This window comes from Aquitalea sp. (assembly GCF_030150775.1).
GTDB lineage: Bacteria > Pseudomonadota > Gammaproteobacteria > Burkholderiales > Chromobacteriaceae > Aquitalea > Aquitalea denitrificans.
Genome location: NZ_JASLFG010000041.1, coordinates 53,409 through 78,741 on the forward strand (window position 1 = coordinate 53,409; position 25,333 = coordinate 78,741).

Here is a 25,333-nt window from a genome sequence, read left to right on the forward strand (position 1 = left end):
CAGGGCAAGAAAATTCTCAGCAATGAGTTGCCTTGCTGTTTGATTAATAACCGATGGGATTTATCATGAACAAGATTGAAAGCAGCAATAAAACATATGTCGCCCTACAAAAGGGTTTTAATTTGCGCTGGCCAATTACCAGCGAAGATGGTGCCCAGCGTATTTATATCTGCAGCACACCGGAAGAAGTGCAAACCGCAGCCAATGAAGCCTTGAGTCAAGGCTTCCGCATTACTGTACGCAGCGGTGGCCATTGCTATGAAGGTTTTGTTTCCAACCGTCTGGATGCCACAGAAAAACTTGCCATCATTGACGTTGGTGAAATGAAAGGCATGGATCATGATGCCGCCGGTCAAGTCAAATCCCCTTATGACAAGGGCGATCACGGCTATCAGTTCCGTATTGCCACCGGCAATCAAAACTGGGATGGCTACATTTCACTATACCGACAAGCAGGGAAAACCATTCCGGGGGGATCTTGCTACTCGGTTGGTGTTGGTGGCCACGTCAGTGGCGGTGGTTATGGCCTGCTGTCCCGTCTGCATGGCTTGACGGTGGACTGGGTCAGCGGCGTGGATATCCTGGTTGCAGCAGCCGATGGTAAAAGCTTGCAATTCAAGCATGTTCGCGCCGATAGCGCTGACGAAACCGACCGCATGCTGTTTACTGCCTGCTGCGGTGCCGGCGGCAACAACTTTGGCATCATCATCAATTATTACTACGCCGAACTGCCGGATGCTCCGCAACAAGCGTATTGGTATCCGCTTAAATATGACTGGAAATGGTTCCAGGATCACCCGGAAAATTTCACCAAATTACTGCAGGCTTATTGGCAATGGTTTCATGACAATGATGCCAATTCCAATAACCCGGACCCGGCAATTGGCAATGGTGGCTTGTTTACCCTGTTCAAACTCAATCACATCAAGAGTGATGACAATATTGTCCTTGCCATCCAGTACACTGGTATTGACGGTTTGGTTGGCGGTGAGCGCGACAAGCCACTGAATGACTTTATCCAGAAGATGAATGATGCAGCAGGGAAACCTGGTGTGGTTCATGATGGTTTCCTGCTTCCCAATATCAACCCGTTGGGACGCCGTGATGCCGGCATGACACTCAGCCAGGCAGACCCGCTCATGGCGATGGACTGGATTTATGTTACCCAAAGCATCAATGGCTCGGGCAATAATCAGCGCGGCAAATACAAGTCTGAATATCAGATTGAAAACTTCAGCGATGAAGTATGTAAAGCCCTGTTTAACAATCTGACCAACCTTAACGACACGGCAATGAAGCAATCCTTGGTGCAGATTGACTCCTATGGCGGCAAGATCAATGCCAATGGCACTGGGCATACTGCCGTACCACAGCGTCAATCCATTCTCAAGGCACAGTATCAGACTTACTGGACTGACCCGAAAGAGGATGACGTGCAAGTAGCCTGGATTCGCCGTATTTACAATGCCGTGCATGCCTCTACGGGTAATCGCCCACTACTGCCTGCATATCAGGGTTGCTATATCAATTATCCCGATGTGGACATGAAATACGTCCAGGATGGCTCAACCCAGGTTGATCCGAATTGGCTGCATCTTTACTACCAGGATGAGGCACTGATTGACCGGCTGATTGCGCTGAAAAACAAGGTTGACCCGCTCAATCTGTTCCGACATGAAATGTCCATTCCATTGCAACGTCCTATCCGCTAATGGAAATGGTTTTGCAAACTGACACAGGCTGAGCCTGTTCAACCGCAGGCCCGCAATTTTGCGGGCCTTTTGCTTGGCAGGAACGCCAGGGTCAAGGTGCGCTGAGGCAACGTCTGGCCAGTGCAGCGAAGTGGTCGACCCGCTGCTGGACTTCATCCGCCAGCAGCAGCCCTGCGCGGCCATGCTGCAATTGCAGCGCCAGTTGCTGGATGAGATGGCAGCGCTGCACTCTCTGTAAGCCCGCCTCTACAGCTGTCATTTCCCTGTCTGAAACGAACAAGGCCCGCTAAAGGCGGGCCTTGTTACATCACCGGTTGAAAACCAGCGTGGTGGCTTACTACTGTTGTCCAGCAGGCTGCGGCATGCTGCTGTCTTGCGCTGCTGCGGCATCCGGCAGTACCGCTTGCGGGACGGAAGCCTGCGGAGCCTGAGGATCTGCCTCGGCCTCTGCTGAAGGCGGCGCGGCAAATGCCAGCTCTATCATGGCAATACTGGCCAGCGGCAGGGTAAGCATGGCGAGAACAAGCAGTGTCTTTTGCATGAGCTATCTTTCGGAATGATTGGAAGACACCTCCGCTTTTGCAACTTGCATGCCAGCCCTGTTTTTCCATGCAAAACAATCACTTGCCATAAATACTGCATGATGAATCCATATTTTTGTCGGTAACTGGCGACTGAATTCAGGTATTAATCTGCAAGATATTGATATCAAAAGAATATTCATGTCGCCTCATGGCGACAGCAGGAACTTGGCGACCGCTGGCAAGCACCGCCCGACCCACTGGCACGGATGACTGACATGAAAAAACCCGCCGTAGCGGGTTGATGTTGCTGTTGCTTGCAGGGGCAATCAGGCCGGTTTGCTGGCCAGCTTGAGTTTGCCTGCCAGCCAGGTGTGATCGTAGCTGACGATTTCAAACGGGTTGCCGAAGGGATCGACAAAGCTGATGGAGCAAAAGAACTGGTGATCCACCACCGAATCACGCGCCACCGCCTGGCCGGCACGGTCGATTACGCGTTCGCCAGCCAGCTGGTCTATCCATTCCAGGAAGTCCTGCCCGCTGACCAAAAAAGCCACCGAACCGGGTTCGCATACCGGCTTGTCTTCCTGCGCCAGCGCCAGCCGTACCGAGCCGTTGCCGTTCATCAGCATCACGACACCGTGCGGGCCGCCCTGCATGTGCTTGTAGCGAGCATCCGGTGCCAGGTTCAGCACGCGCTGATACCAGCCCTGCGCCTTTGCCAGATCGGTGACACGGATATGGATATGGTCAATCTTGCCAAGCGATAGCATTGCATCCTCATTGGTGTGGGTGGCGCGGCCACGGCGTGGCGCGCGCCCATTCTACGGACTTAGTGGCGAGGCGTCAGCAGCGGCTTGAGATAACGCCCGGTATGGCTGACCGGATTTGCCGCCACCTGCTCCGGCGTGCCGGTGGCAATAATCTGGCCACCACCCGCGCCGCCTTCGGGGCCAAGGTCGATCAGCCAGTCGGCGGTTTTGATCACGTCCAGATTGTGCTCGATCACCACCACGGTATTGCCGTTTTCGCGCAGGCGATGCAATACCTGCAGCAACAGGTCGATATCGTGGAAGTGCAAGCCGGTGGTGGGTTCATCCAGAATATACAAAGTGCGGCCGGTGTCACGCTTGGACAGTTCCAGCCCCAGCTTCACCCGTTGCGCTTCGCCGCCGGACAGGGTGGTGGCACTCTGCCCCAGGCGGATATAGCCCAGGCCAACGTCCATCAGTGTCTTGAGCTTGCGGGCGACCGCCGGCACCACGCTAAAGAACTCCAGCGCCTGCTCCACCGTCATGTCCAGCACTTCGTAAACGTTCTTGCCCTTGTACTGCACTTCCAGCGTTTCACGGTTGTAGCGCTTGCCGTGGCACACGTCGCACGGCACGTAGATGTCCGGCAAAAAGTGCATTTCCACCTTGATCACGCCATCGCCCTGGCAGGCTTCGCAACGCCCGCCCTTGACGTTGAAGCTGAACCGGCCCGGCCCGTAGCCACGCTCGCGTGACAGCGGCACCCCGGCAAACAGTTCACGGATGGGGGTGAATAGGCCGGTATAGGTGGCCGGGTTGGAGCGCGGGGTGCGGCCGATCGGGCTCTGGTCGACGTTGATCACCTTGTCCAGCAGCTCCAGCCCTTCGATGCTGTCATACGGTGCCGGCTCTTCGCTGGCACCGTTCAGATCGCGCGCAGCAATCTTGTACAGGGTGTCGTTGATCAAGGTGGACTTGCCGGAACCGGACACGCCGGTGATGCAGGCCAGCATGCCCAGCGGCAGTTCCAGCGACACATTCTTCAGGTTGTTGCCGGTGGCACCATGCAGCTTCAGCACCCGCTCCGGATTCACCTCTCGACGCTCGCCCGGCCAGTTGATCTGGCGACGACCAGACAGAAAGGCACCAGTTACCGAGTTTTCACTGGCAGCCACATCAGCCGGCGTGCCGGCTACCAGCACCTCGCCGCCGTGCTCACCCGCGCCCGGCCCCATGTCCACCAGGTAGTCTGCGGCACGGATGGCGTCTTCGTCGTGCTCCACCACAATCACGCTGTTGCCGATGTCGCGCAGGCGCATCAGCGTGGCCAGCAGGCGGTCGTTGTCGCGCTGGTGCAGACCGATGGACGGTTCGTCCAGCACATACATCACCCCGGTCAGGCCGGAGCCGATCTGGCTGGCCAGACGGATACGCTGAGCCTCGCCGCCAGACAGGGTATCGGCCGAACGTGACAGATTAAGGTAGTCCAGACCCACATTATTAAGGAAGGACACCCGCTCGCTGATTTCCTTGACAATCTTTTCCGCTACCGCATGCTTGTGGCCGCTGATATTCAGCTGGGAGAAGAAAGCAGCAGCTTCCTTGAGCGGCAGCTGGTTCAGCTCGTGCAGGGTACGCCCGCCGATGAACACATGGCGCGCTTCCAGCCGCAGCCGCGAGCCGGCGCAATGCGGGCAAGGCTGGTTGTTCTGGTATTTGGCCAGTTCTTCACGCACCGCGCTGGAGTCGGTTTCGCGGTAGCGACGCTCCAGGTTGGGGATGATGCCTTCAAACGGATGGGCACGGGTAAAGCGGGTACCCTTCTCCGACATGTAGACAAATTCGATGCTGTCGCGCCCGGAACCATGCAGCACCACATGGCGCACTTTTTCCGGCAGATCTTCAAAAGCCAGCTCGGTGGGCGAAAAGCCATAATGCTCACCCAGCGCCAGCAGCATCTGGAAGTAAAACTGGTTGCGCTTGTCCCAGCCCTTGATGGCACCCGCAGCCAGCGTCAGTTCCGGGTGGGCCACCACGCGCCGTGGGTCGAAAAAGGTGATTTCACCCAGACCATCGCACTTGGGGCAGGCACCCATCGGATTGTTGAAGGAGAACAGGCGCGGCTCCAGCTCCGGCAGGCTGTAGCTGCACACCGGGCAGGCAAATTTGGCCGAGAACCAGTGTTCCTGACCGCTATCCATCTCCACCGCAATGGCGCGGCCTTCGGCATGGCGCAAGGCGGTTTCAAAGCTTTCCGCCAGCCGCTGCTTCATGTCCTCGCGCACCTTCAGGCGGTCGATCACCACCTCGATGGTGTGCTTCTTGTTCTTGTCCAGCTTGGGCAGGCTGTCGATTTCATACACTTCGCCATCCACCCGCACGCGGATGAAACCCTGGGCGCGCAAGTCATCGAACAGGTCGAGGTTTTCACCCTTGCGACCCACAATGACCGGGGCCAGAATCATCACCCGGGTTTCTTCCGGCAGCGCCAGCACATGATCCACCATCTGACTGACAGTTTGCGAAGCCAGCGGCACGCCGTGCTCCGGGCAATGCGGCTCGCCCACGCGGGCAAACAGCAGGCGCAGGTAGTCGTGGATTTCCGTGACCGTACCCACCGTCGAGCGCGGGTTGTGACTGGTGGCCTTCTGTTCGATGGAAATGGCTGGCGACAGGCCTTCGATCAGGTCGACATCCGGCTTTTCCATCAATTGCAGAAACTGGCGGGCATAGGCCGACAGGCTCTCTACATAGCGGCGCTGGCCCTCGGCATACAGGGTGTCAAAAGCCAGAGAGGACTTGCCGGAACCGGACAGGCCGGTGATGACGATCAACTGGTTGCGCGGCAAGTCCAGGTTGACGTTTTTCAGATTGTGCGTCCGAGCGCCACGAATGCGGATGGTGTCCATGTGTGAGAGCGTTACTCAGTCGGTCGGGGAACCTGATAATATACCCGACTTGGCGACCGCCGCTCCACCAAAGTATGCGCTGCAGCAAAAAAGGCAGCGCATGATAATGGCCCGCAAGGTAAACCGCTGGCCGTCGGCGGCGTTGATAGCCTGACTCCTGAATCGATAACGACAACACACATGAATTCGCTTGAACTGCGCGCCAGCCTCGGGCTGGCTGGTATTTACGCCCTGCGCATGCTGGGCATGTTCCTGATCCTGCCGGTGTTTGCCATCTACGCGCAAACCCTGCGCGGAGCCGACAACCACACCCTGATTGGCCTGGCACTGGGCAGCTACGGCCTCATTCAGGCCTTGCTGCAACTACCGCTGGGCATGCTGTCCGACCGCATCGGCCGCAAGAAGGTGATTTACGGCGGGCTGGTGCTGTTTGCCATCGGCAGCTTCGTGGCTGCCGGTGCTCACGATATCGTCACCCTTACCATCGGTCGCGTGATTCAGGGCTCAGGAGCCATCTCTGCCGCCATTACCGCCCTCTTGGCCGACCTGACGCGCGAAGAGAACCGTACCCGCGCCATGGCCATGATAGGCATGAGCATCGGCACCACCTTTGCCGTCAGCCTGGTGCTGGGGCCGGTACTGGCGCAGTACATCGGCGTCAACGGCATCTTCGCGCTAACCGGCGTGCTGTCGCTGGCAGCTTTGGTGGGCGTGTGGCTGATCATCCCCGACCCGGCCATCTCACGCTTTCACTCGGATACCGAGGCCAATACCAAACGCCTGCCGGCAGTATTGAGAAATCCGCAGCTGCTACGGCTCAATTACGGCATTTTCGCCCTGCATGCCGCGCAAATGGCCATGTTCGTCACCATCCCCTTCGCCCTGATCAAGACCGCGGGCCTGGACAAGGCCCACCACTGGGAGGTGTACCTGCCGGTGACCGTGGTCGGCTTCCTGCTGATGGTGCCGGCCATTATCTATGGCGAGAAAAAGGCCAAGCTGAAACAAGTATTCATCGGTGCCATTGCCATCATGACCGCCGCCCAGCTGGGTATGGCACTGGCGCTGGACAGCTTCTGGCAAATCGTGATGTGGCTGGGCCTGTATTTCATCGCCTTCAACATTCTGGAAGCCACCCTGCCCTCGCTGATCTCAAAAATCGCCCCGGCCGATGCCAAAGGAACCGCCATCGGTGTGTATAATACGGCCCAGTCTTTTGGCTTGTTCATGGGTGCCGCCGCCGGCGGCTGGCTGTACACCCATTACGGCCCGGCCGGTGTGTTCGGCTTTACCAGCGTGCTGATGGCCAGCTGGCTGCTGGCATCCTTCAGCATGCAGGCACCACAGGCAGTGCGCTCGGTGATGTTCCACATCGGCGAGGACTGGCAAGGCAACCCGCAACAGCTGTCACAACAGCTGTCGGCCCTCACTGGCGTCAGCGAAGCCGTGGTAGTGCTGGAAGACCGGGTGGCCTACCTCAAGGTTTCCCAGCAAGGCTGGGACGAGGACGCCGTCAAGCAAATGGTAGAGGCTACTTATTCCTGACGGTGCGGCCATTGCCAGGACGCACCTCACCCTGCAATCATGCGTCGGCCAAGACCGGCGCAGCATTATCGAATCGAATCGGAGATCCACATGAACAGCATCACTTTTGACGGACGCCTGGCGGCAGACGCCGAACTGCGCTACACCCCGAGCGGCGAACCGGTGCTGAGCTTCCGCGTGGCCAGCGACATCGGCTTTGGCGAGCGCAAGACCACCAACTGGTTTAGCTGCCAGGTATGGGGCAAGCGCGGCGAATCGCTGAAAAACTTCCTTAGCAAGGGCCAGCAAGTGACCGTGTACGGCCAGCTCACCCTGCGCGAATGGCAGAACAAGGAAGGCCAGAAACAACTGTCGCCGGATGTGCGCGTGAACGAACTGAGCCTGCAAGGCGGCAAGCGCGAAGGCGGCTCGTCCATGGACGACAACTACGCCTACGGCGAACCGGCAGCCCAGTCCCGCCCGGCCGCCGCACCGGCCGCCCCGCGCCGCATGGAAGCCAAACCGGCTCCTAAGCTGGACGATATGGACGACGACATTCCGTTCTGACTTACACCTGAGAGTACTTTGTAAAGTATTCCCCCAAGACCCCCGCCCCGCGGGGGTTTATGCATTTTGGCTGCGTAAAAAAATAATTGTTCATGGGGAACAAGTTGAGCACCATGAAAGAATCGTCAAGTTACTCAACATCCCGGACGTGCATCGCTAGTCGAGAGGGTCAGTGCTAAAAGCTGCTTAGCCGATCACTCCCGTGCTGAAGATCTTTGCTCCTAAAGCCCCAAAGATTACTTCAGATAGCGAATGGGAATTTTTCGGCCGAAGCGGTACTGTATCGATCCAAAAACAGATCTTCAACGTTTGAGTTATACGTCATTTTTATGATGATAGACTTCAGGGCTAACTTGGCTACCAAGTATGAAATACGAAAAATCCAAACGCTTAGACAATACCTAACTCTTTCTTGAAGTCTATAGTTGGGTCGCTTGAACCAAGGTGAAAACCGAATTCCAAGGTGCTGCCCCAAATGCACTGGAGGGCTGAGAGTGCGGTCTGTATGATTTCTCTGAATTCTGTTCTGTAATCAGGCAAATCAAACGGTTCGGGATAGTACTCCCCGTTACGATGCGCGATGAATTGATTTCGGTATTTCGTCTTGAATTCATTTATCTGAGCTCGATACCTTTTCAAGAGGTCTGAACATTCCTTTGTGCGTTTAGCGTACTCCTTCATCTTCCCCATAGACTTGGTCATCGCCCGTATGGACCAAGCACTGCTCTCATCGTCTAGGTTGCAGATATGAAGAATCATTCCATTCGATAGATGGCGCAACGAAGTTATTTCTTCAAGCAAAAATGCCCGTGGCTCACTCTTCAATCGTTCCCCAAGATTGTCTAACTTTTTTTCATAGCAGTAGGCAGCTAGGAGCAATTGGTACATCTCACTCTTCACGGGAGTGAACAGGGCCTTCAGTCTTTCATCCATACTCTGATGCCTAATAGCGTTCGATTCATTGATGCCCTACTGGTTTACACGGGAACACGGAACCGTATAACAATAAAGCTCTTGAATTTAAGTAAATTGAAGATCATTTTTCGGTATAACCACAACAATATGCCTTTAGCTTGAAGACAAGCCAAAGGCATTCGTTGCGGACAAATGGCAGCTTTCTTGAAATCTGTGCAATAGCCGCTTCTGGCAGAGAGCGGGATTCCCATATCAGATACCGATAGCCGACGGACGAAACCGCAAGAGCAGCTTTCTGGATTCTGTCAGCTTCAGTTGCACCCAGCCAGTTGCGGGCATACAAAACCTTCAACTATTTGGCAGCTGAACGGCCTGTAGTTATCAAAGAGCTACCATCAACGCCGAGGTAACGGGCCGCTTTGCAGCGGAGCCAAAGGCGCAGCGGGGATGCGGTTACGTTCACCGTACTTTTATTCGTTCTACTGAATCTTAACCCAATAGCCTGAGCGCTTGATTTCTTCCAACTCTTCGCCTGGGACGCTTTCCGAAGAATTCAACTTCAATCTAGCTGTCGATTCCTGAAATCTTTGGATTAGCACTTCTTTGTCTCTAATGTCGCCGCCAATCATAAACTGGTCACTCTCACCAGCATCGTTCTTCATCTGGATGAAAATTGCGGCGCTTGAACTAGGATCCTTTTCATGTATGGGTTTAACGAATTTGTCGTACGCGCTCCAAAGAGCTGTCGCAATTGTCGCTACCGCCGCTGCGTCGTAGAGCAGCGCCCGCCAGTCAATGGCCGCTGCAACAGTTGTTCCCGGCGGAGGCTGAAATTTAAAGAAGATCCCTTGTGGAACCTCTACAGAGAGAAAGCGTAAGAGATCGTCTGTTGAGACTTCCCGATTAATGTTGGCAAGTGCCCCTTGGATAAACATCAGCCATTCCTTTCCATGCGTTCCGCATAACGTTTGAGCTCACCGTAGGCCGAAGGCTATCCGGTGGAGCGAGTGATTAGACATTGTCGACATCGGTGCCAGTACTACCAATGAAGTAGAAGTCCCGGTCGATGCATGCTCTTTCAAGTTGCCTCATGTTGGCTGGCTCAAATCGATACAAGGGCATATCGTGAAATAGGCCTCGCCGCTGACCTGAATATCGCGAACTCCTATCTAATGCAATCGCCTTAAAATAGAACTTTCCGTTATGAGCTGCATCTACAATGTAGGCTCTTCCATTTTCAGTACGACGTAGTTCTAGGCTTATGGTCTGCTTGCCTTGCCTCGCTAGAAAATTAAAGCCTTGTTCTAACAAACCACGCCGATTGGCGGCCTCTACAATAAATAGACCTGGCGAGTAATAGTTCTCGGGCAATTCATTTGCGAAAACGAATTGATCAGAGTCATTCTGGCTGCGACAAAGGTAGAAAACTGAGTTCATCAAACCTTGTTCCGATTTACATTAGGACCGTTAAGAAGACTCTCCGCCATTGCGCTCTCAAATTTGTACTGATCAGCGTCGACTCGAGTAGAGCCAACGATTGGTGACCAAACAACGTTTCCATTGAATGTGTGAGTGCGTGTTGCTTTTGCCTCTCGGATTTCTTCCCTGTGCTTCAGAGCGTCAAGGCGTGAAAGCAGCAGTGGTTCTAGGTTAAAGAAGTCTTTATCATTGACTCTAACGTGGAGAACGGCTCCATTGAGTCCATGCCGATTTGCAGCCCAAGACTTGGCCACCCAGAGATATTCTCCTGTGTAAAAGCCCATCCCGAGCTCTCCTCCTCCAACTTTGATATCAATCTTTCCTGCGACGAGATCGCTGGCTGTCGTGTCTGATGTTCCGTGGTAGCAATCAATGGGCATAGGAAGAAATGTCTAACGCCAGAGTTAAGCCGCACCGCTAAGCGATGTAGACTCAAACGAATTGTTAATAGTGTTTATACGAAGACCGGAGTCCATATAATAAATGATATGGCTGACAGCCATTATCGTACCCAAACACCATACTTCTCAAGCCATTCGTCATGATATTATCCGTGTAACGACCTCAATCTACTTGGCACAACGGCCATGCACTTGGTCGTTAGTACGCATTTCCCGAGCCGATAGCTGCCGTTCAGCGCAATTTGCCTCTGAATGACAAGGAACCGGCGCACTGCTGACAAAGATGGCGGATAAGGCGACAGGCCGCTTCAGAGAAGTCTTGTCCGTGGGGCAGCTAACTAAGCGACGGGTCCATCTGCCGTTGAACACGATCAATGACGAAGGTCTGGAATGGCGCGGGAGTTCGCATCCTGGGTTCAGAAAACAGACGTTCGGAGCAGGGAGCAGGGCAACAGCCGGTGCGTGCCCCTGAACAGACACCCAGCGCAAATGGGGTGACAGTCGGCAATGATCGACCTGCCGTCAGGCAATCACACTGGAGACCGGTCGTCAACCAAAGCCGTCTTTCAACATATCGATGCACAGTTCTCGGTTAGCACATAAATTTATACATACCCTCAGCTAGGGATGCCAACGACAGTACATATAGGATAAATCAGCCTGGGATTTTTTTTGAGGAGGGGGGAGCAACCTCAAATAGCTTTGTGCAACAAAGCCCTGAAGGACTATAATTCTTACGAAGTTTTCACACAAGCGGGCGAGAATGAGATGGGTAAGGCATGGATTTTGGCGGATATGTGCTTTTAGCTGGGACCCGTCTTAAAATTAAAAAATTGTAAATTAATTTATTTGGCGACTATAACCATGAATGAAGAAAGCATCAAATTCAGGGAGCGATTTCTAAATAAGTTTACCAGTTTACTTAGTGGAAACAAGAAAAAACTTGCAGAAAAACTGAGCAAGGATATTGGTACTATTGCCGCAGTGGCTTTGGTTGGAAATCAAAACAACTCCAGAATGGAAGTTGAGGTAATTGCTGCAATTATTAAACACCTTAAACCTCTTGATATTCATTCATTTACAGTCAACCCAAACAAAGCAATCTTAGTTGGTCGTACGCCACAAGGAAACATTGTGCACATTCATCCACAGTATAGAGTTGCTAAGCCAAAAAGAATATTAGCGGAGGGCAAGCAAGATTACTGGTACGTAGATATGGCCATAAAAATTTACTCCAGCATAGATGAAAATACCTGTATCGGGTTATGGGGAGTTGAGTATGACGGCCACCCGCAACACTTTATTGAAACTGGTGTAATAAAATCACATTTCAGAGACGTGGTAATAGAAAACGAAACTGAAATGAGACCAATTCACATTACAAAGGAAGGCTGGAGTAATTATCCCGACGAGTACATAAGGCATATGATGAACTATTTCTACAGAAGGGTTCGCGATACGGAGCACATGAGTTTAGAAGACCTTAGAAATACTTATTGGAATGTTTTTGAAACAGCAGATTTTGAGGTAATTGGGGAAGGAAAAATCAAGAGAGCCGTACCCTGGGAATCAATTGAAATATCTAAGTGATAACGAGGCTAGTTGTCTGGACTGCCATGGGTTTGGTGGACATTTCGAGTTTAGCGAAAATGCCCGCGATGGCCGATGTTCAGCCTCTACCCCCTTGTGGCTGGCAGTAAGTCGGCCATATGTAACGAATCTTATTCCTCAGAAGCTCAGTGGAGTGGCCGCAAGTTTGTATGCTCTTGCAAGCCTCCGCAGTGCTCTCTCCCGCTCCCCCACGTTGGGCGGCCCCTCGCCATTACGGCTTAGCTTCACTAGCACGCTCATGATCTCCACCGGCAGGAACTCGAAATCCAGTGCGGCCTCAATCTCACCTGACCTGCAGCATGGGGCGAAGCGCCAAGGCCAGCACATCTCCCAGATTGCGTACTAGATAGCAGTTGCCGCGCGGGTGCCTCATGCGCCCCTCCAATTATGCGCCCTAAGCGGACCATGACCGAAATCCGCAACTTGGGAAAATTAAGCGAGGAAAGGAGAGACGATTCAAACCAAGAGCAGTGTCCTTTGCTAGGGTTTTAATGTAAGCCGTTCTCCATCCCGAGTCCTGTTTGACCAGCGCTTCCCAATACCGAGCCGTTCAACATGCTTCTGAAGATTCTGGCCCCACGGGTATTCACTCCATAAGCCTAGGTCACGGACCAGCCTCACGACCTTAACCCGCTGGCAATGCGATAGGAATTCATCCAGCACCTGTGGCCGGATATTGCGTAAGGTCATCACGATATTGCGAGCTTCTTCCAACGACTGCCCTTTGCCAATATCGCTTGCCAACTCGAGTAATGCACGCTCTGGCACAGAGACCAACACATTCGAATTTCCGTTGGGCAATGGCTTGAGCCCCTGCCCATCTGGAAAACCATCATCGAATAGCCTGGTGGTTTGGTAGGAATACAGCATGTTCTCGGCAACCCAGGGTGGAAAGTCATAGGACTGACGACCCCATAGTTGGACTCGCTCGCGAAATGCGATGTTATGTCTCACCCCCTGCCAGTCCAACGCTGTTTTACCACCCGCATGCAACCCTGGGATATGCCGGGCCAAATAGGCGATGATGCCATCCCGAGATGGACGGTCCCCTGTGAGCAAATAGACCCCACGTGAGAGCCGCTGTAGCCAGCCGGCTTTCACCATGTAGGTCGCCTGCGCAGGGCTGACACCGAAGTCACGCAACATGTCAGTATCAAGCGGCTGTCCACGTGGAGCAGCTTGCATCAAGTGCTGTACGGTCCTGTTCACCATGCTGTCGTGATGTTATTTACTTGATGTTACTAGGGAGAACTTTCCATCTATGGGGATTTTTTAACGCAACGCCGACCTGAGCATGATCAATAGTAGATGTACTTGCGTTCCCAAACCATGGAACCAAAGGAACCGTCTTTACGCTCATCGTATTCCTTCACCAGGATCTTTCGCGTGTTGTTTCCGCGGCTGTCCGGTAGAAAAGCGTAAACTTGGCGCAAATTAACCTGACCTTGCTGGTCCAACTGATGCTCGGAGCGGATTTCACCTTGTGGGGTGTACTCCTTGACCGAAGACGGCATCGCCACCCAACGCTGCCATTGACCGTCGATAAACACTTCAGTGAAAGTACTCTGTTGCCAATTGCCATCGGACAGCGGTGTGCGTAGCCAAGTCGAGCGCATTTTCAGGCGCCGATTCAATGCATACCGCCCTGTTGCGCTCTCGATTTGCAGCGGGCCGCCGCCAGGCCCGGGGGTCATTTCCCATTGGCGAGTCTGCAACTGACAGTCACGCCCATACCTCGCTATTTCTCGCTCACCAACCTTATAACGACGACTCGGGTCATAAACAGCGGTAGTGATCGAGGTTTTCTGCCACGTCCCATCGTCAAGCTGAGTCACCGTTACGGCTTCAGAATCCAGCTGATCCCCACCGGTGATTGTGTAGTGGTAATCATCCTGATAGGTCACGGGCCGGTTTAGATAGATGGTCAGACGCCCTGATGTGTCGTAGTCAAACTGGTCTGGTTGATCACCAGCACGGCTCCGACGCACGAGTCGGCCATGCGCGTCAAAGTCGTACTTGTCCTGCCAAACTTTTTTCTTCTTCCCCACTTGGCCGACATTTGGCTTGAAGCCTGTTTCGTACAACGTTTCGACCATTTGCTTTACACCCTGGGGCTGTTTCCCTTCGTTTTCATATGCCAGGACAACCCAATCAGGTGTCGGCAACATGCACCATGGGAGTTCAGCTGCTTGAACCGTGGCGGTCAACGCACCACACAGCGCCATACGGAAAGTATTGGCAATCAGACTCATGAGAAACTCCTGAATCAACAATCAAGGAAAAGGGGCTGCCGGCTCTTGATCAGCAGCGCTACTTCTTGTCTTTGCCCTGTAGGTGCACGCAGCCATTTCGATAGATCGATTTTGGTAAGCACGCCCCGCAGTACAAGCGAACATCAGGGCTCAGGGCTGGCAGAGGAACACATGGGACGGTTGTCATAGGCAACGGAAGCATCAAGAACCGGTTCACAAGTCCATTCGGTAAACCACTTGGCACGGGCATCCGGTCTGGGTTGCCATGGCAGGCAAGGTTGAGCCACTCCGTCAACCCCTATATGGCAGAACCAAGTCACTCCGTTAACACGGTAACTTCTGATGGAATGGATCAGTTCAAGCCGACTGACCTCGTCGTCACCACCTGACATGTGCAGCCGATACACTCGGTAGGCTCCGCTACACAATTGGCCGACTATCTCTAACAGATGTTCGGGCGACGGCACCATGAAGCTACTCAGCAAATCCCGTTCCTCGCGCGGATCGTGACGACACTCGACCAAGAAACAGGGCGACTCAGAGGAAATCCCAACACAGCGCCAGGGCAGGTAGGGTTGAACCAGCCGTCGCCGCGTGGGCTGCTCCTCTGCCCAACCGGGCGTGGTTAACAACATCAGTAATTCCTTCAAATTGCGGCACAACGCCATTCTCACGATGCGCCGCACAATAAATAGAACGTAATTTGTGGCAATGCCACAAATGAAGATGTTACCAGAAGACGCTAACAAGACCACCATTCCTGTGGTTAACAGACATCAGGCGTCGTTTCAGTGACTGAACAGAATGAGAAGGAATTTGCCAGAAGCCTAGGGCGAGCAATTGCAGATGCAAGGCGTGCAAAAGGACTGACGCAAGAGAAGTTGGCTGATGTCATCGGTGTCGAACAAGAGAGCATCAGCCGGCTCGAGCGAGGAGTAACGTTACCTTCCTTGTCGCGCTTAATGCGTATTGCTGATGTCCTAGCTGTGCCCATTACTAGCTTGATCCGCTCTAGCTCTGGAAGGTCCGTCGATCAGGCGCAGGACTTAGTAGAAAAGTTAAATGAACTAAGCGGGGAAGATAGGGCTTGGGTACGCCGCTGGGTCGAAGAAATGTGTGCCAAGTTGGCTTTGCAACATAGGCAGTAACAGCCGTGCAAGAGTACCGACGGCTTAGCTGAACACTTGGCCGGTGACCCCAGCCACTGCTTTAAAGCCCCTTCTCGGCGACCTGGCCCAACGTTGGGTTGAGGTGACGCGAGCAATGGCAATGGTATCTACGGCAGGCGTTCAATACGGTTGCTTCGCGGTCTGTTTGTGCGCAGACTTCCTAAGCTACTTGCATCTTAAGCGCGTTGCAGCGAGAGTGTTGCCGCACCACAATTGATGAGGTGATCACCGTGAGCGTAGACATTACCCCGCAAGAGGCGATGAGCCGCTTGGAACAGCATTTCGGCTCTCGCGAAGGAATGCTCACTCACACGCTTACAACGTTGTCGATATCCGGGCAGCCAACGGACATCACTTTCTACCGGCGAAAACCAATCTTGAATGTCCGGGTCAGCACCAAGCTGGGCGCCGCTCGGCTGTATGGCCTGGAGAAAAAGCTCCCACAGCTGTTGAGATACATTGAGTTCTCAAACGGCACCATCGCGGGCCTCAACGAGATTTGGACTGTGAATCCCATGCCGATGGACGGGTTCACTCAGGCGGAATTGGACGCCGTTGACCTTGCGCAGGGAAAGGATCGCATCGGACCGCACGGCGAGACGCTAAGGGAGATGATCCGCAATACGTATCATTGCAAAAGCAAGTCTGAAGTCGATTACTTCTTACGCCGTTGGATTGCCTCCTAGAGCTGCAGAAATGAAGCTTATGGCTGCTGCGGATCGCCTAGATCCCAGAGCATAGCGCCGCGGATTCGTTGTGGCATTTGCCACTGTGGTGGTGGTGGATTCCGTTTCAACTCAGCTATAAGTGCGCGCTGATCCTGTAGCTCCTTTCGTCCGCGCGGATCGAGCCCATTCTCATATGGCAGCAAGCGTGTCATCTCGGTCTCAGCTTTCTCGAAAGCCCCACAATAGGCAAGAACGACAGCATACTGACCGCGGATGGGGATGATACGACCTGTCAGCTTCAGGCCCAGAATGGTAGGCATCAAATTTCGCTCAATGACGTCCCGTGCACCGATGTAGTCGTGCCGCTCAACGAAGTCGTCGACCAGTTCCTGACCGACCCTCACGAACGAGTCTAAAGAGTGCGCCATTGAGTAGAATTTCAGTGCATGGACGTGGGCAAGGCCGGGATGATTTCCCATGGCCTTGGTCGCCTTCGCCTGCAGATCAAGAGTATCCGCAAGATGCTTGAGATCGTCGGTATGGCTGTGATCACCTTTCAGAAGAGGGAATATCTTGTCCGGATTCTTCCCCATCACGTCGGCGAGTGTGAGCCCAAGCAGGTCGTAATACTCGACGATCAGATCGAGCGTCGCAGTGATGCAGTCGTCCATCATCCCAAGTTCGAAGAGCGCAAGCGCGTAGTTGTACTTTGCCACGCGAAGGTGCTGCGGCGTTTGGGGCAGCAGTCGACTGAGTTCGTTCATCGTCGTCTTTACGGTGGCAACGTCTTTCGCACGAGCGGCAAAAATCATGCGCTTCATGCCAATGGCGAGGCATTCCGATAGCCCGAGATTATTCTGATGCACCAACTTATCCATGCGATCGAGCTTGTTGCGGATATCGGCGTCATCGCCCTCTTTGAAATGAGCAAAAACCAGCCCATCCAATGCCCAAAACCGATCGTCCGCAGGAATCTCTTCTGATTCAACAACCTGATTCAGGTACTCGGAAATCTCCTCCATGTAGCCTAACTCATGGAAGATTTCGTCAGTCGCCATTTCGACAAGGGGCTTGATATTGCCGAGCGCAACGAACATCCGCAGCAGCAGGAAGACTCGCTGACGATCGTGATCCCTGGGAAGTGCGGCCATGAGGAGATCGCGGATCGCCTCGTGCGCCTTCCGGGCGACTTCAGCTCCGCAAACATCGAGGTGACCGCGCCCCAGCGGTCTCATGGCATCGTGGACCTTGAAGCGGTCCGCCCCAAAGATCTGGATCGCGCCACTCAAACGCAATCGTCGAAATGCGGCGGCTGCCGCAGGTTTTTCCAGCCCGAAGGTTGCCTTCAGGACACCGCTGGCTTCGGATTGACTGAGAGGGACATCGCTGAGGCTGAGCCCCGCGACGGCACGGCGCTCGTCATCATTGTAGCCGTCGAATACGTCAGCGAGGATCAGTTCCTGAGCGGTCTCGACGATGTGCGTGCGTTCCTCAATAGCTGCGCAGAGTCGGTCGACCTCACCGCCGTAATTATCGGCCGCGATCTTCAGCGCATTTTGCGTATAGAGCGGCAACCCACCCGTCAGCTTTAGCAGCCGCTCATAGTTCGAATAGTCACCTCGACATCCAAGGGACGAACCTTCTGCGGCGGCGGTTTCGTTGGTCCAGCCAAGAAGTGGTTCCGCCTCAACGCCGAGCGTTGCCTCGATACGAGCAACTGCGGCGTTCGGTTGTGCCAGCAAAACGAAATGCAAATGAGGTGACGCCTCAATCAGCACGACCAGGTCGGCTGCTGGTACGCGGTGCGCGTTATCCAGCACTAGGGTCGCAGTGAGATTGCTTTCCGCAAGGTGGCGCCCGATTGCGAAGAGAATTTCCGTCCCGGTGGCGCCGGGCAACAGGATTTCACCAAGCTTGCCGCTGGTCTTCCCAAACAAGCGTGCCGCGAGTTCGCGGGCGACAGCGCTGGCTAGGGCCGGTCCGGAGATGTCCGCCACGTCGTAATAGGCCAGCCTATCACTCGTGTGCAGGGCCGTCTGGGAGACCCAAGAGGTTTTGCCGGCTCCCGAGAAGCCGGTGACCAGTCGCACTCGATGCGTCGTGACGAGCAGCGGCTCCTTTTCCTGAGGCCGGTATCTAAGGGGCGGTGCCGGAAAGTCCTGCAGTTGTATTACCAACTGCTCGAAGAGTGCTGGTAGATCCTGCACGACGAAGGTGTGATTGGCGTTCGGCTCGATACCTGCAGCGGCGGCCATGATTCGGCCCGCGAGCTTCCAGACCAGCGTCTCCGGCGCCAAGATCGAAAAAAGCAACGTATTGGCTGCGGCGCAGCAGGCCACAAAGCCGTCGGAGACATTACCCCATGGTGCGGGAAGCGATTGCTCTACCGTGGGTATTTTGCCGGGCCAAAACAACGTGACACCAGACGGCCAAGCATCGCTCCTGAGCCGTTCAGATAGTTCCGGACCTGGCGGACTGTTCGAAACGATCGCGAATTCGGCCGTGCCGCTCCTGCGGCCGTCCTTATGTTCGGTTTTGATCGCATCGAACCGCGAAAGAGCGCCGCTGATGTCACTGAAAATCAGATGCGAGCTGCGGGTCTTGATCTGCACGTAGATGCGTTTGTCCGGGAGCACCAGTTCCACGTCTTCGTCGTTCTCGACGACGACGTGAGTCACGCCGGCGTTGGCGGCCCGAAACAGACAGGCCAACGCATAGAAATGTTGGTAGAGGAAGCCACGATGAACGGATTCGATCCGGGCAAGTTGGCGGCTATCCAGATTGAAGCTTTCGATCTGCTCTGTGCTAGCCATAGACTGAACTTTCATCGGCGTCCTGATTGGTGGGCAATGCCTCGATGATCGCGATGGCGGCGATACGCATGTTGACACCACAATGATTCCAAGAGTCTAGTTCCATTCAGCCGGAACGAGGCCTTTTCCACGCCACTCTTCAACGTGATGGACGTTGACCAGTTCTCCCCAGACCTCTTCATCAGCGTGGTCCAGTACGATGATCTGCAGCCTGCCCGTAGTCCGTGTGATGATGTAGTCGAAAAGTGCGAATACCTTTCGCACCGCAACTACATCCTCATTGTTCCATTCCGGATCTAGGTCCTCTTCCAATGCCTTTCCTGCTCTCCGGGCTGGAAAGTAGACTTGGCTGGGTTGATCGTAGATTAGTAATCCCGGCACTGGATGATTTGGCTTGCTAAGAAAGTAGCCTTGCAGGGCAAGGGTGAGCGCCACGTGATATGCAAGCCAATTCGCACCGCTACCAATCTCCCAAAGGAAATCATCGCGCGTACCACGAATAACTTTCACCGTGAGGTCTTGGATATTCAAACGAATGGGTGCATCCGGCCACTCTCCGTCAAGCTCTGGAACTAGGCGTGAAGAAATGGACTGGATCGAATCAAGGGCATTTTGCGTTTTTCGGCTTATTTCGTGTTCAGATATCAGCTTGTTCAGATCGGCAACTTGCACTTTCAACGCAGAAATCTCTTCGTTCAGCGTCGAGGAAGTGTCTGCCGCTTGATACAATCTCAGGGCTTCCTGCAGTCGGCCTTGAAAGTGCGAAATCTCCTCACCACGAGTGGTTACCTTGCGCGCTTCTTCCGATTGACCTTCCAGTGTTCGTATTTCTTGGCGCACTGCCGCGAGATCGGCAAGTATGGTTTCCACTGCTTCGCGCTGACGGAGCGTTTCTCTTCCTAGGGATTCAGTAATTCCCGGGTGCGACCGCAGTCGAAGTTCTATACCTTCAAGTGCCTCGCAGAGTTGATCAATCCGAGCTCGTCCAGCATCACTGGGCTCAAGCACCGCCGCTGGGCGTTCAGTGGCCAGCTCTCGAATCCATCTCGACAATCCCAACCGATCACGTTGGATGTGGAGGCCATCTCGGAATGTGTCGCTGCTCTCATCCAGGCGCCGCAGCTCGTGCAGCCGGTTGCGTGACTGGCTGAGGTCCATTCCAAGCTTGGACTCGGCTACTCGCAGTTCGCTGAGCCTCGCCATGATGACGTCCATAGACGCCAGTGTCGGTGTAGCATCGCGAGCGTCGCTTTGCATTGCAGCTCGAAGTAGGTCCACGGTCGAGGACCAGTCGTTCGGCACCACCGTATCGGCCGGCAGCAATCCGTACTCAATTGCCAAGTGTACCCAAGCGAAGCTCTCTCGCTGCCAGGACACTCCAGAAGCATGCCGGGCCTTCAGTTCGCCTTCCTTTCGGCGCAGCAGCCGTGAGATGCGCTCCAACTCGTGACGTGCTTGCAGAAGCTCTGGGCTGATGGCACCAAGCACGTAGGGGAAGATAGTCTTGAGCTTTTCCCGATGCTCCGTGGTGTCAGCCTTGAAGAACATGACATCGGGGTTTGCAACGATGTTCTGAGGCTGAAAAAGGAAGGCCATCAGATCGCGAAAGCTTGGCCGGGACTTGAACCTGTCATCGCTCCCTGGCTCGAACTGCAGGTTCGAGAGACCGGAAAGTCGATTCAGGACCGCCTTGACGAAGTCAACCGTCTGGTTCTTCTCTTGGATCACGGGAGGCGGCTCGATTTCTGGCCCCTCCAAGAGCAGCATGTCGCCGGAAGCCTTCAAGTCACCGGGCTCTCTGCGGGCAATCAGCTTCTGCCCCTCAATGGTATCCACCAGCACACCAAACCAGGAACAACTGTCACGAATCACGCCTACTGGAATAGCACACTTTTCTGATCCCAAGCAGTAGTCAATGATCGGTATGACCGACGATTTGCCTGTCTTCGACGCCCCGCTGATGACGTTGACCACACCGGGCTCAAACTTCACGACCCGCGGCTCCCCGCCGCGTCGTGGCCACAAGATGACTTGCCGTAGTTGAAAGTACATCAGAACTCCACTCTGAGCGTGTGCACTACCTGCTGATCGGTGAGGCCCGCAAACCAGTAGCCGATCCTTTCGCAAGCGGGCCCAAATTGTCGAATCCGCTCGGGCAGTGCTGGCATGCCTAAGTCCTCGTATGGGCTAATTGACCAGATAGTAGCCATCGTCGGCTCAATCCGAATGAGACCGGACTGCTCCGCGCGCACAAGCGACTCCAGGGTCAACCGTCTTAGCGCCAACGTCCGACCATGAATTGCTAGAAGGTCTTCGCGCTTATCCCCAAGCTTGCCGGCGAACAGGTGTAGCCCCGATGCTTTATGGGTGCCCAGCACCATCGCCAAGGTTGGGCCGTGCAGGATCAGCGGGAGGACAAGGAACGCAAGGGGAAGTGCCGCTGCGTGGCCATCACGATCTTGGTATCCAAGACCGAACCTCCACAGCGCGTAGGCACCCAGCGCTTCGTTCTGAACGAGCACAGCTTCGCTAAGACGGCGCGACTGAACGACCTCACTCATGCTTTGCCCTCCTCATCTAGAAGGGCTTTGTATTCCGGATGCCAGCCAAGTTCTTGCCTGTCCGCCAGATCGTTGAATGCTCCATGGGTGAAGTAGTTCGGAACCGTGCGGCTACCTATAGGCACCTCCAAAACCGAACATCGACCGTAGATGAGTCGCCCTTGCACGACTTCCGGCTTGTCCGAATGGAGGTCCTTGACCTCACCAGCGAACGCGTCGTGCCGACGCAGCAGCGAGTCTTCCCAATCTTTGAAAGTGTCGTCATAGATGAATCCTGCTGCTGCCCACTTCACCTTGTCGCCAGATGTTCGCATGAGATCACTTGCCGCCCGAAGTTGCTGCGCCTCCGAGGCTTCGATCAACTGCAGTTGCTGCACGAACATAGGTCGGCTCGTGAGTACCGCCTTGGTGTCAGCCGTCGTTGGAGCCGCGGTTAGCGAAGCCAGATAGCCAGGCATGTTGTTCTGCTGAACGAATGCATGAAAGCTCTTCCGAAACTCTGCAACGCCTATCAGAGCGGGCATGCCATCGCGGATGAGGCGGTCTGCCCTCGCCTGCGCCATCCCGATGGCGGCTTCGCAGATAACGTCAATTGAGCCATCCGGGACCGTGGGTGCCAGCAAAGTCCGCAGCGGTTGTATCGGATCGACATCCCGGCTGAAAACCGAGGTCTTACAAATGACTTGGTTGCGAAGTGCGGCCGTCACATCAAGAAATTTCTGTACGTGCGGCATGCACTTGGGCGGTGCAGCCTTTTTACTGAGCTTGCCCTTGATCTGTTGGAGCAGCAGGTTTACGGCGTCCGCAGACGTTGCGTCATGAATGGCCGAGCTCACCTTGCCAGACTTCGGTGGTGTCACATACAGGCAAAACATCGCTTTGCGCCCATCAACCTTCTGGGACTCAACTGCGGCAAGCCAGTTCGCAATGGTCTTCCAAAGGTCCTCGGACCAATCAGAGAGGGCATTGTGTGACAGAGCGCTCTTGCATTGCTCCAATAGGACATTACCGTTAGCGTAGTGGATAGCGACATCATCCAGAAGCTCTAAGGAAACGCTCGAATCCGACGGGCTGCTGAGGAGGTGGTAGCAAAGCCGGACCGGCTGCAACGAGAAGCCCAGATAGGGACCGGGCGCGCTGTGTTTGACTAATGCTGTCATGCACTGCTACTCCAAGTCCGCTTGGCTATGGGCGACTGCCCATTGGCAATTCGTAAACTCCATGACGTTCCCTGAGTGTCGTCGCAGTCCGGCCGAGGGCCGCGCTGCAGGCATTGTTACGCATAACGCATAGGGTAGCAGCAACGAACAGCACACGTCGAAAAAGTAATTTCTAGTGTTGCCGGCTTCTCCCTGGTGCGACTAGCTGTCAACCCATTGCATGCTTGCCCAGCCATGCCCTTGAGCCATCACAGGCGACAGGTGTTCGACCAGAGTGGCCTGTGATGCAGAGAACCGAGAACGACTGCTTCTGCCCCAAGCGACTAGCCCTAACGAAGCTATTCCACGGCCATTTCATGCCAACAGCGTGACGTTCGCAATGCGGATGTATTATATTCATAACACCTTTGAACTTCTCGAACGTTCACACTGTTCAATCGCCAAACTTAATCAAAATGATTGCTGAACTCAAAACCGCAAAAACGGCGACTTTCTACAAACTTCGTAAACCACTCACTAGCAAGGCGATTGGCGATTTATTCAAAAAACTCCGATCTGACGAGCTTTCACCGTCACGCAATCACTTTTTGTACACTCGAGAAGATGCTGTTGGTTCCAAATGGTCTGCCGTGTCGTTTTCGTTTGAACGCAAACCATCCTTTCTGGACGACTCCACCGCCGCGAGGGAGCGAGTTTGGGGGTACGTGCTTCTTATCGAGTACAAGGGGCATCTTGCGGTTTTCAAATCAAGATTGGAGCTGCCCTCCGCATTTGTAACTGAGTTTCTCGAGCGCCTCAACCCAGACCTTGTAACCACTGTCGTCGCCCAGAGCGATTCAGTGTTTGAACGAATGCGGATGCGCAATATGTCTATGTCCAAGTACGCCATGCGAGCTAAGACCCTGGAAGCACCAGATCTCGCGAACGTAGTCGGACCAGCGGGAGCCAGCCGATATGTACCGCAAGTCTATCTACTGCGTTCAGGGGGCGAGTATTACTCCGCAACGCCAAGCACTGGCCGCATCTCGCAAAGATCTGACCCGATCAAACATGATGATCTAATATCATACGGCTGTAATGTAATCGACGGCTTGGTCTCGCCGCCTACCACCGCAATTTCTCCCTTTATCAGGACTTTCGCGCGTGCCCTTGATCTCAGCTCTGTCACCAGTCACCCGATCACGTTCTCGGTCGACGTCACTTTGTTGGCTGATGCGTTGTATGAGGAGCCGGCGATTAGGCTAGTTAGAAATACAGGACACGGCTATGTTCAACTGACGAAGATCGAGTCAGACGCAATTCTGGACGAACTCAGAGAACCGTTCACTCTGCGGGGCCCCGGCCGAATGTTTGACGTTATGCAACAGGACAACGCAACACCTATCGGCGCGATCTCTGTTAATAAAACGCGGATTGCACTGCGAGCACTGGACCTTCCACTTTCATCCTCGGTAGAAGTGGAATCCGTCGAGTATTTGATTGGAAGAGATCCGGATCGCCAAACGCTACGGACATACCTCGACAGGCGAGATGCATACATCATCTTGTTTGACGACATCTCACTTGCATATATTGACGGAACTCTATTCCGGGATGAGGTTTTTTCAACTGGCGGTGGAGGCTTCCTGCGCTATTTAAAGGTAGAGCCGACGCTTGCGCACGTCACAAGCGAGAAAGGTACTTTCTCTGCTAACCACACAGAGTTTGATGCGGATTCAACTTTTGGAGTCGTCGTCAACAACATTGCCAGCAGCGACGACGTATTGGTCTGTGATGATCTTAATGATGAATGGGCCGACTTTATCGGTCTCGGTACCACGACTAATCCCACACGGGTTACTTTCTATCACGCAAAGCATGATGCACTTACGTTAGGAGCAAGTGCATTTCATATCTCAGTGAGTCAGGCGATCAAGAATCTGGGCAGAATGGGACTCGGATACGATACATTGATGCCCAAATTCGTCAGATGGCGAACCACGTATAACAACAACAGGCATCAAACTGCAATTTCACGGACTTGTAAGGGCGATCAGGCGCACCTTGAAAGTAATTTCGAACAGGTTCGTACTGCACCCGATACCATCAGGCATGTGGCAATTGTCACATCGTCACTCAGTAAATCTGCTGTAGATAACGCGTTGCAGGCGGTTGCTCGCGGAGAATTACCTGATCCGTACTTCGTTCAGCTTTACTGGCTTCTGATGTCGTTCTTCTCCGCATGCGCAGAAGTTGGAGCATTCGGATACGTGGTCTGCCAACCATGAAGGTTACTGCCTGATAAGCACTTTGGTCCGTCCCAGCCTCGGAGTGTCAGTT

Annotated in this window: 18 protein-coding genes; 7 read left to right on the top strand and 11 right to left on the bottom strand. The window is 54.1% G+C overall.

All coding sequences use genetic code 11. From position 1 onward, the window contains the following. Positions 1 to 65: 65 nt before the first annotated feature. Positions 66 to 1,712: a BBE domain-containing protein gene (locus QVF59_RS14750; protein ID WP_287880927.1), complete on the top strand. Its 1,647-nt coding sequence runs from the start codon at positions 66 to 68 to the stop codon at positions 1,710 to 1,712. A gap of 337 nt (positions 1,713 to 2,049) precedes the next feature. Here the strand turns inward: QVF59_RS14750 and QVF59_RS14755 are convergent, their stop codons facing one another. The 3 genes from QVF59_RS14755 to uvrA all read right to left on the bottom strand — a co-directional run bounded on the left by QVF59_RS14755 (position 2,050) and on the right by uvrA (position 5,894). Next, a complete protein-coding gene (locus QVF59_RS14755; protein WP_287880929.1) occupies positions 2,050 to 2,253 on the bottom strand; it encodes a hypothetical protein in 204 nt (67 codons plus the stop codon). Positions 2,254 to 2,562: 309 nt separating this feature from the next. Then, the gene (locus tag QVF59_RS14760) at positions 2,563 to 3,006 is read right to left on the bottom strand and encodes a VOC family protein (protein ID WP_287880931.1); all 444 of its coding nucleotides are present in this window, start codon (positions 3,004 to 3,006) and stop codon (positions 2,563 to 2,565) included. Between the two features lie 59 nt (positions 3,007 to 3,065). Further along, the gene (gene uvrA / locus QVF59_RS14765) at positions 3,066 to 5,894 is read right to left on the bottom strand and encodes an excinuclease ABC subunit UvrA (RefSeq protein WP_159876113.1); all 2,829 of its coding nucleotides are present in this window, start codon (positions 5,892 to 5,894) and stop codon (positions 3,066 to 3,068) included. A gap of 180 nt (positions 5,895 to 6,074) precedes the next feature. Between uvrA and QVF59_RS14770 the strand changes: the two genes are divergently transcribed. Both QVF59_RS14770 and QVF59_RS14775 read left to right on the top strand, forming a co-directional pair. Then, positions 6,075 to 7,439, top strand: a complete 1,365-nt coding sequence (locus QVF59_RS14770; RefSeq protein WP_287880932.1) for an MFS transporter — start codon at positions 6,075 to 6,077, stop codon at positions 7,437 to 7,439. Between the two features lie 90 nt (positions 7,440 to 7,529). Further along, on the top strand, positions 7,530 to 7,985 hold the full coding sequence (locus QVF59_RS14775; RefSeq protein WP_045848297.1) for a single-stranded DNA-binding protein: 456 nt from the start codon (positions 7,530 to 7,532) through the stop codon (positions 7,983 to 7,985). 390 nt (positions 7,986 to 8,375) lie between these two features. Here QVF59_RS14775 and QVF59_RS14780 read toward each other — a convergent pair whose 3' ends face one another. Together QVF59_RS14780 and QVF59_RS14785 are read right to left on the bottom strand one after the other, a co-directional pair. Continuing rightward, positions 8,376 to 8,918 (bottom strand): AbiU2 domain-containing protein, encoded by a 543-nt coding sequence (locus tag QVF59_RS14780; protein ID WP_287880933.1) that lies wholly within the window; start codon positions 8,916 to 8,918, stop codon positions 8,376 to 8,378. Between the two features lie 461 nt (positions 8,919 to 9,379). Further along, positions 9,380 to 9,835, bottom strand: a complete 456-nt coding sequence (locus tag QVF59_RS14785) for a hypothetical protein (RefSeq protein ID WP_287880935.1) — start codon at positions 9,833 to 9,835, stop codon at positions 9,380 to 9,382. Positions 9,836 to 11,644: 1,809 nt separating this feature from the next. Between QVF59_RS14785 and QVF59_RS14790 the strand changes: the two genes are divergently transcribed. Then, positions 11,645 to 12,370 carry a hypothetical protein gene (locus QVF59_RS14790; protein ID WP_287880937.1) on the top strand — a complete coding sequence of 242 codons (726 nt, stop codon included), beginning with the start codon at positions 11,645 to 11,647 and terminating at the stop codon, positions 12,368 to 12,370. A gap of 501 nt (positions 12,371 to 12,871) precedes the next feature. Here QVF59_RS14790 and QVF59_RS14795 read toward each other — a convergent pair. Together QVF59_RS14795 and QVF59_RS14800 are read right to left on the bottom strand one after the other, a co-directional pair. Next, a complete protein-coding gene (locus QVF59_RS14795; protein ID WP_353851345.1) occupies positions 12,872 to 13,603 on the bottom strand; it encodes a type IV toxin-antitoxin system AbiEi family antitoxin domain-containing protein in 732 nt (243 codons plus the stop codon). Between the two features lie 86 nt (positions 13,604 to 13,689). After that, on the bottom strand, positions 13,690 to 14,643 hold the full coding sequence (locus tag QVF59_RS14800) for a hypothetical protein (RefSeq protein ID WP_287880938.1): 954 nt from the start codon (positions 14,641 to 14,643) through the stop codon (positions 13,690 to 13,692). A gap of 791 nt (positions 14,644 to 15,434) precedes the next feature. On the opposite strand from QVF59_RS14800, the gene QVF59_RS14805 reads away from it, so the two are divergent. Together QVF59_RS14805 and QVF59_RS14810 are read left to right on the top strand one after the other, a co-directional pair. Further along, on the top strand, positions 15,435 to 15,791 hold the full coding sequence (locus tag QVF59_RS14805) for a helix-turn-helix domain-containing protein (RefSeq protein WP_159876097.1): 357 nt from the start codon (positions 15,435 to 15,437) through the stop codon (positions 15,789 to 15,791). 251 nt (positions 15,792 to 16,042) lie between these two features. Beyond that, positions 16,043 to 16,498 carry a hypothetical protein gene (locus QVF59_RS14810; RefSeq protein ID WP_287880940.1) on the top strand — a complete coding sequence of 152 codons (456 nt, stop codon included), beginning with the start codon at positions 16,043 to 16,045 and terminating at the stop codon, positions 16,496 to 16,498. A 17-nt stretch (positions 16,499 to 16,515) separates the two neighbouring features. On the opposite strand, the gene QVF59_RS14815 is transcribed toward QVF59_RS14810, so the two are convergent. The 4 genes from QVF59_RS14815 to QVF59_RS14830 all read right to left on the bottom strand — a co-directional run bounded on the left by QVF59_RS14815 (position 16,516) and on the right by QVF59_RS14830 (position 23,014). Further along, positions 16,516 to 19,308, bottom strand: coding sequence for an ATP-binding protein (locus QVF59_RS14815; RefSeq protein WP_287880942.1), 2,793 nt, complete (start codon positions 19,306 to 19,308; stop codon positions 16,516 to 16,518). An 81-nt stretch (positions 19,309 to 19,389) separates the two neighbouring features. Further along, positions 19,390 to 21,285, bottom strand: coding sequence for a DUF3732 domain-containing protein (locus QVF59_RS14820; RefSeq protein WP_287880943.1), 1,896 nt, complete (start codon positions 21,283 to 21,285; stop codon positions 19,390 to 19,392). A 59-nt stretch (positions 21,286 to 21,344) separates the two neighbouring features. Beyond that, the gene (locus QVF59_RS14825) at positions 21,345 to 21,854 is read right to left on the bottom strand and encodes a three component ABC system middle component (RefSeq protein ID WP_287880945.1); all 510 of its coding nucleotides are present in this window, start codon (positions 21,852 to 21,854) and stop codon (positions 21,345 to 21,347) included. After that, a complete protein-coding gene (locus QVF59_RS14830; protein ID WP_287880947.1) occupies positions 21,851 to 23,014 on the bottom strand; it encodes an ABC-three component system protein in 1,164 nt (387 codons plus the stop codon). Before QVF59_RS14830 ends, QVF59_RS14825 begins: the two co-directional genes overlap by 4 nt. Positions 23,015 to 23,469: 455 nt before the next feature. Here QVF59_RS14830 and QVF59_RS14835 point away from each other — a divergent pair, with 455 nt between their 5' ends. Then, entirely contained in the window at positions 23,470 to 25,281 is a 1,812-nt protein-coding gene (locus QVF59_RS14835) for a hypothetical protein (RefSeq protein ID WP_287880948.1), read from the top strand. Positions 25,282 to 25,333 lie beyond the last annotated feature (52 nt).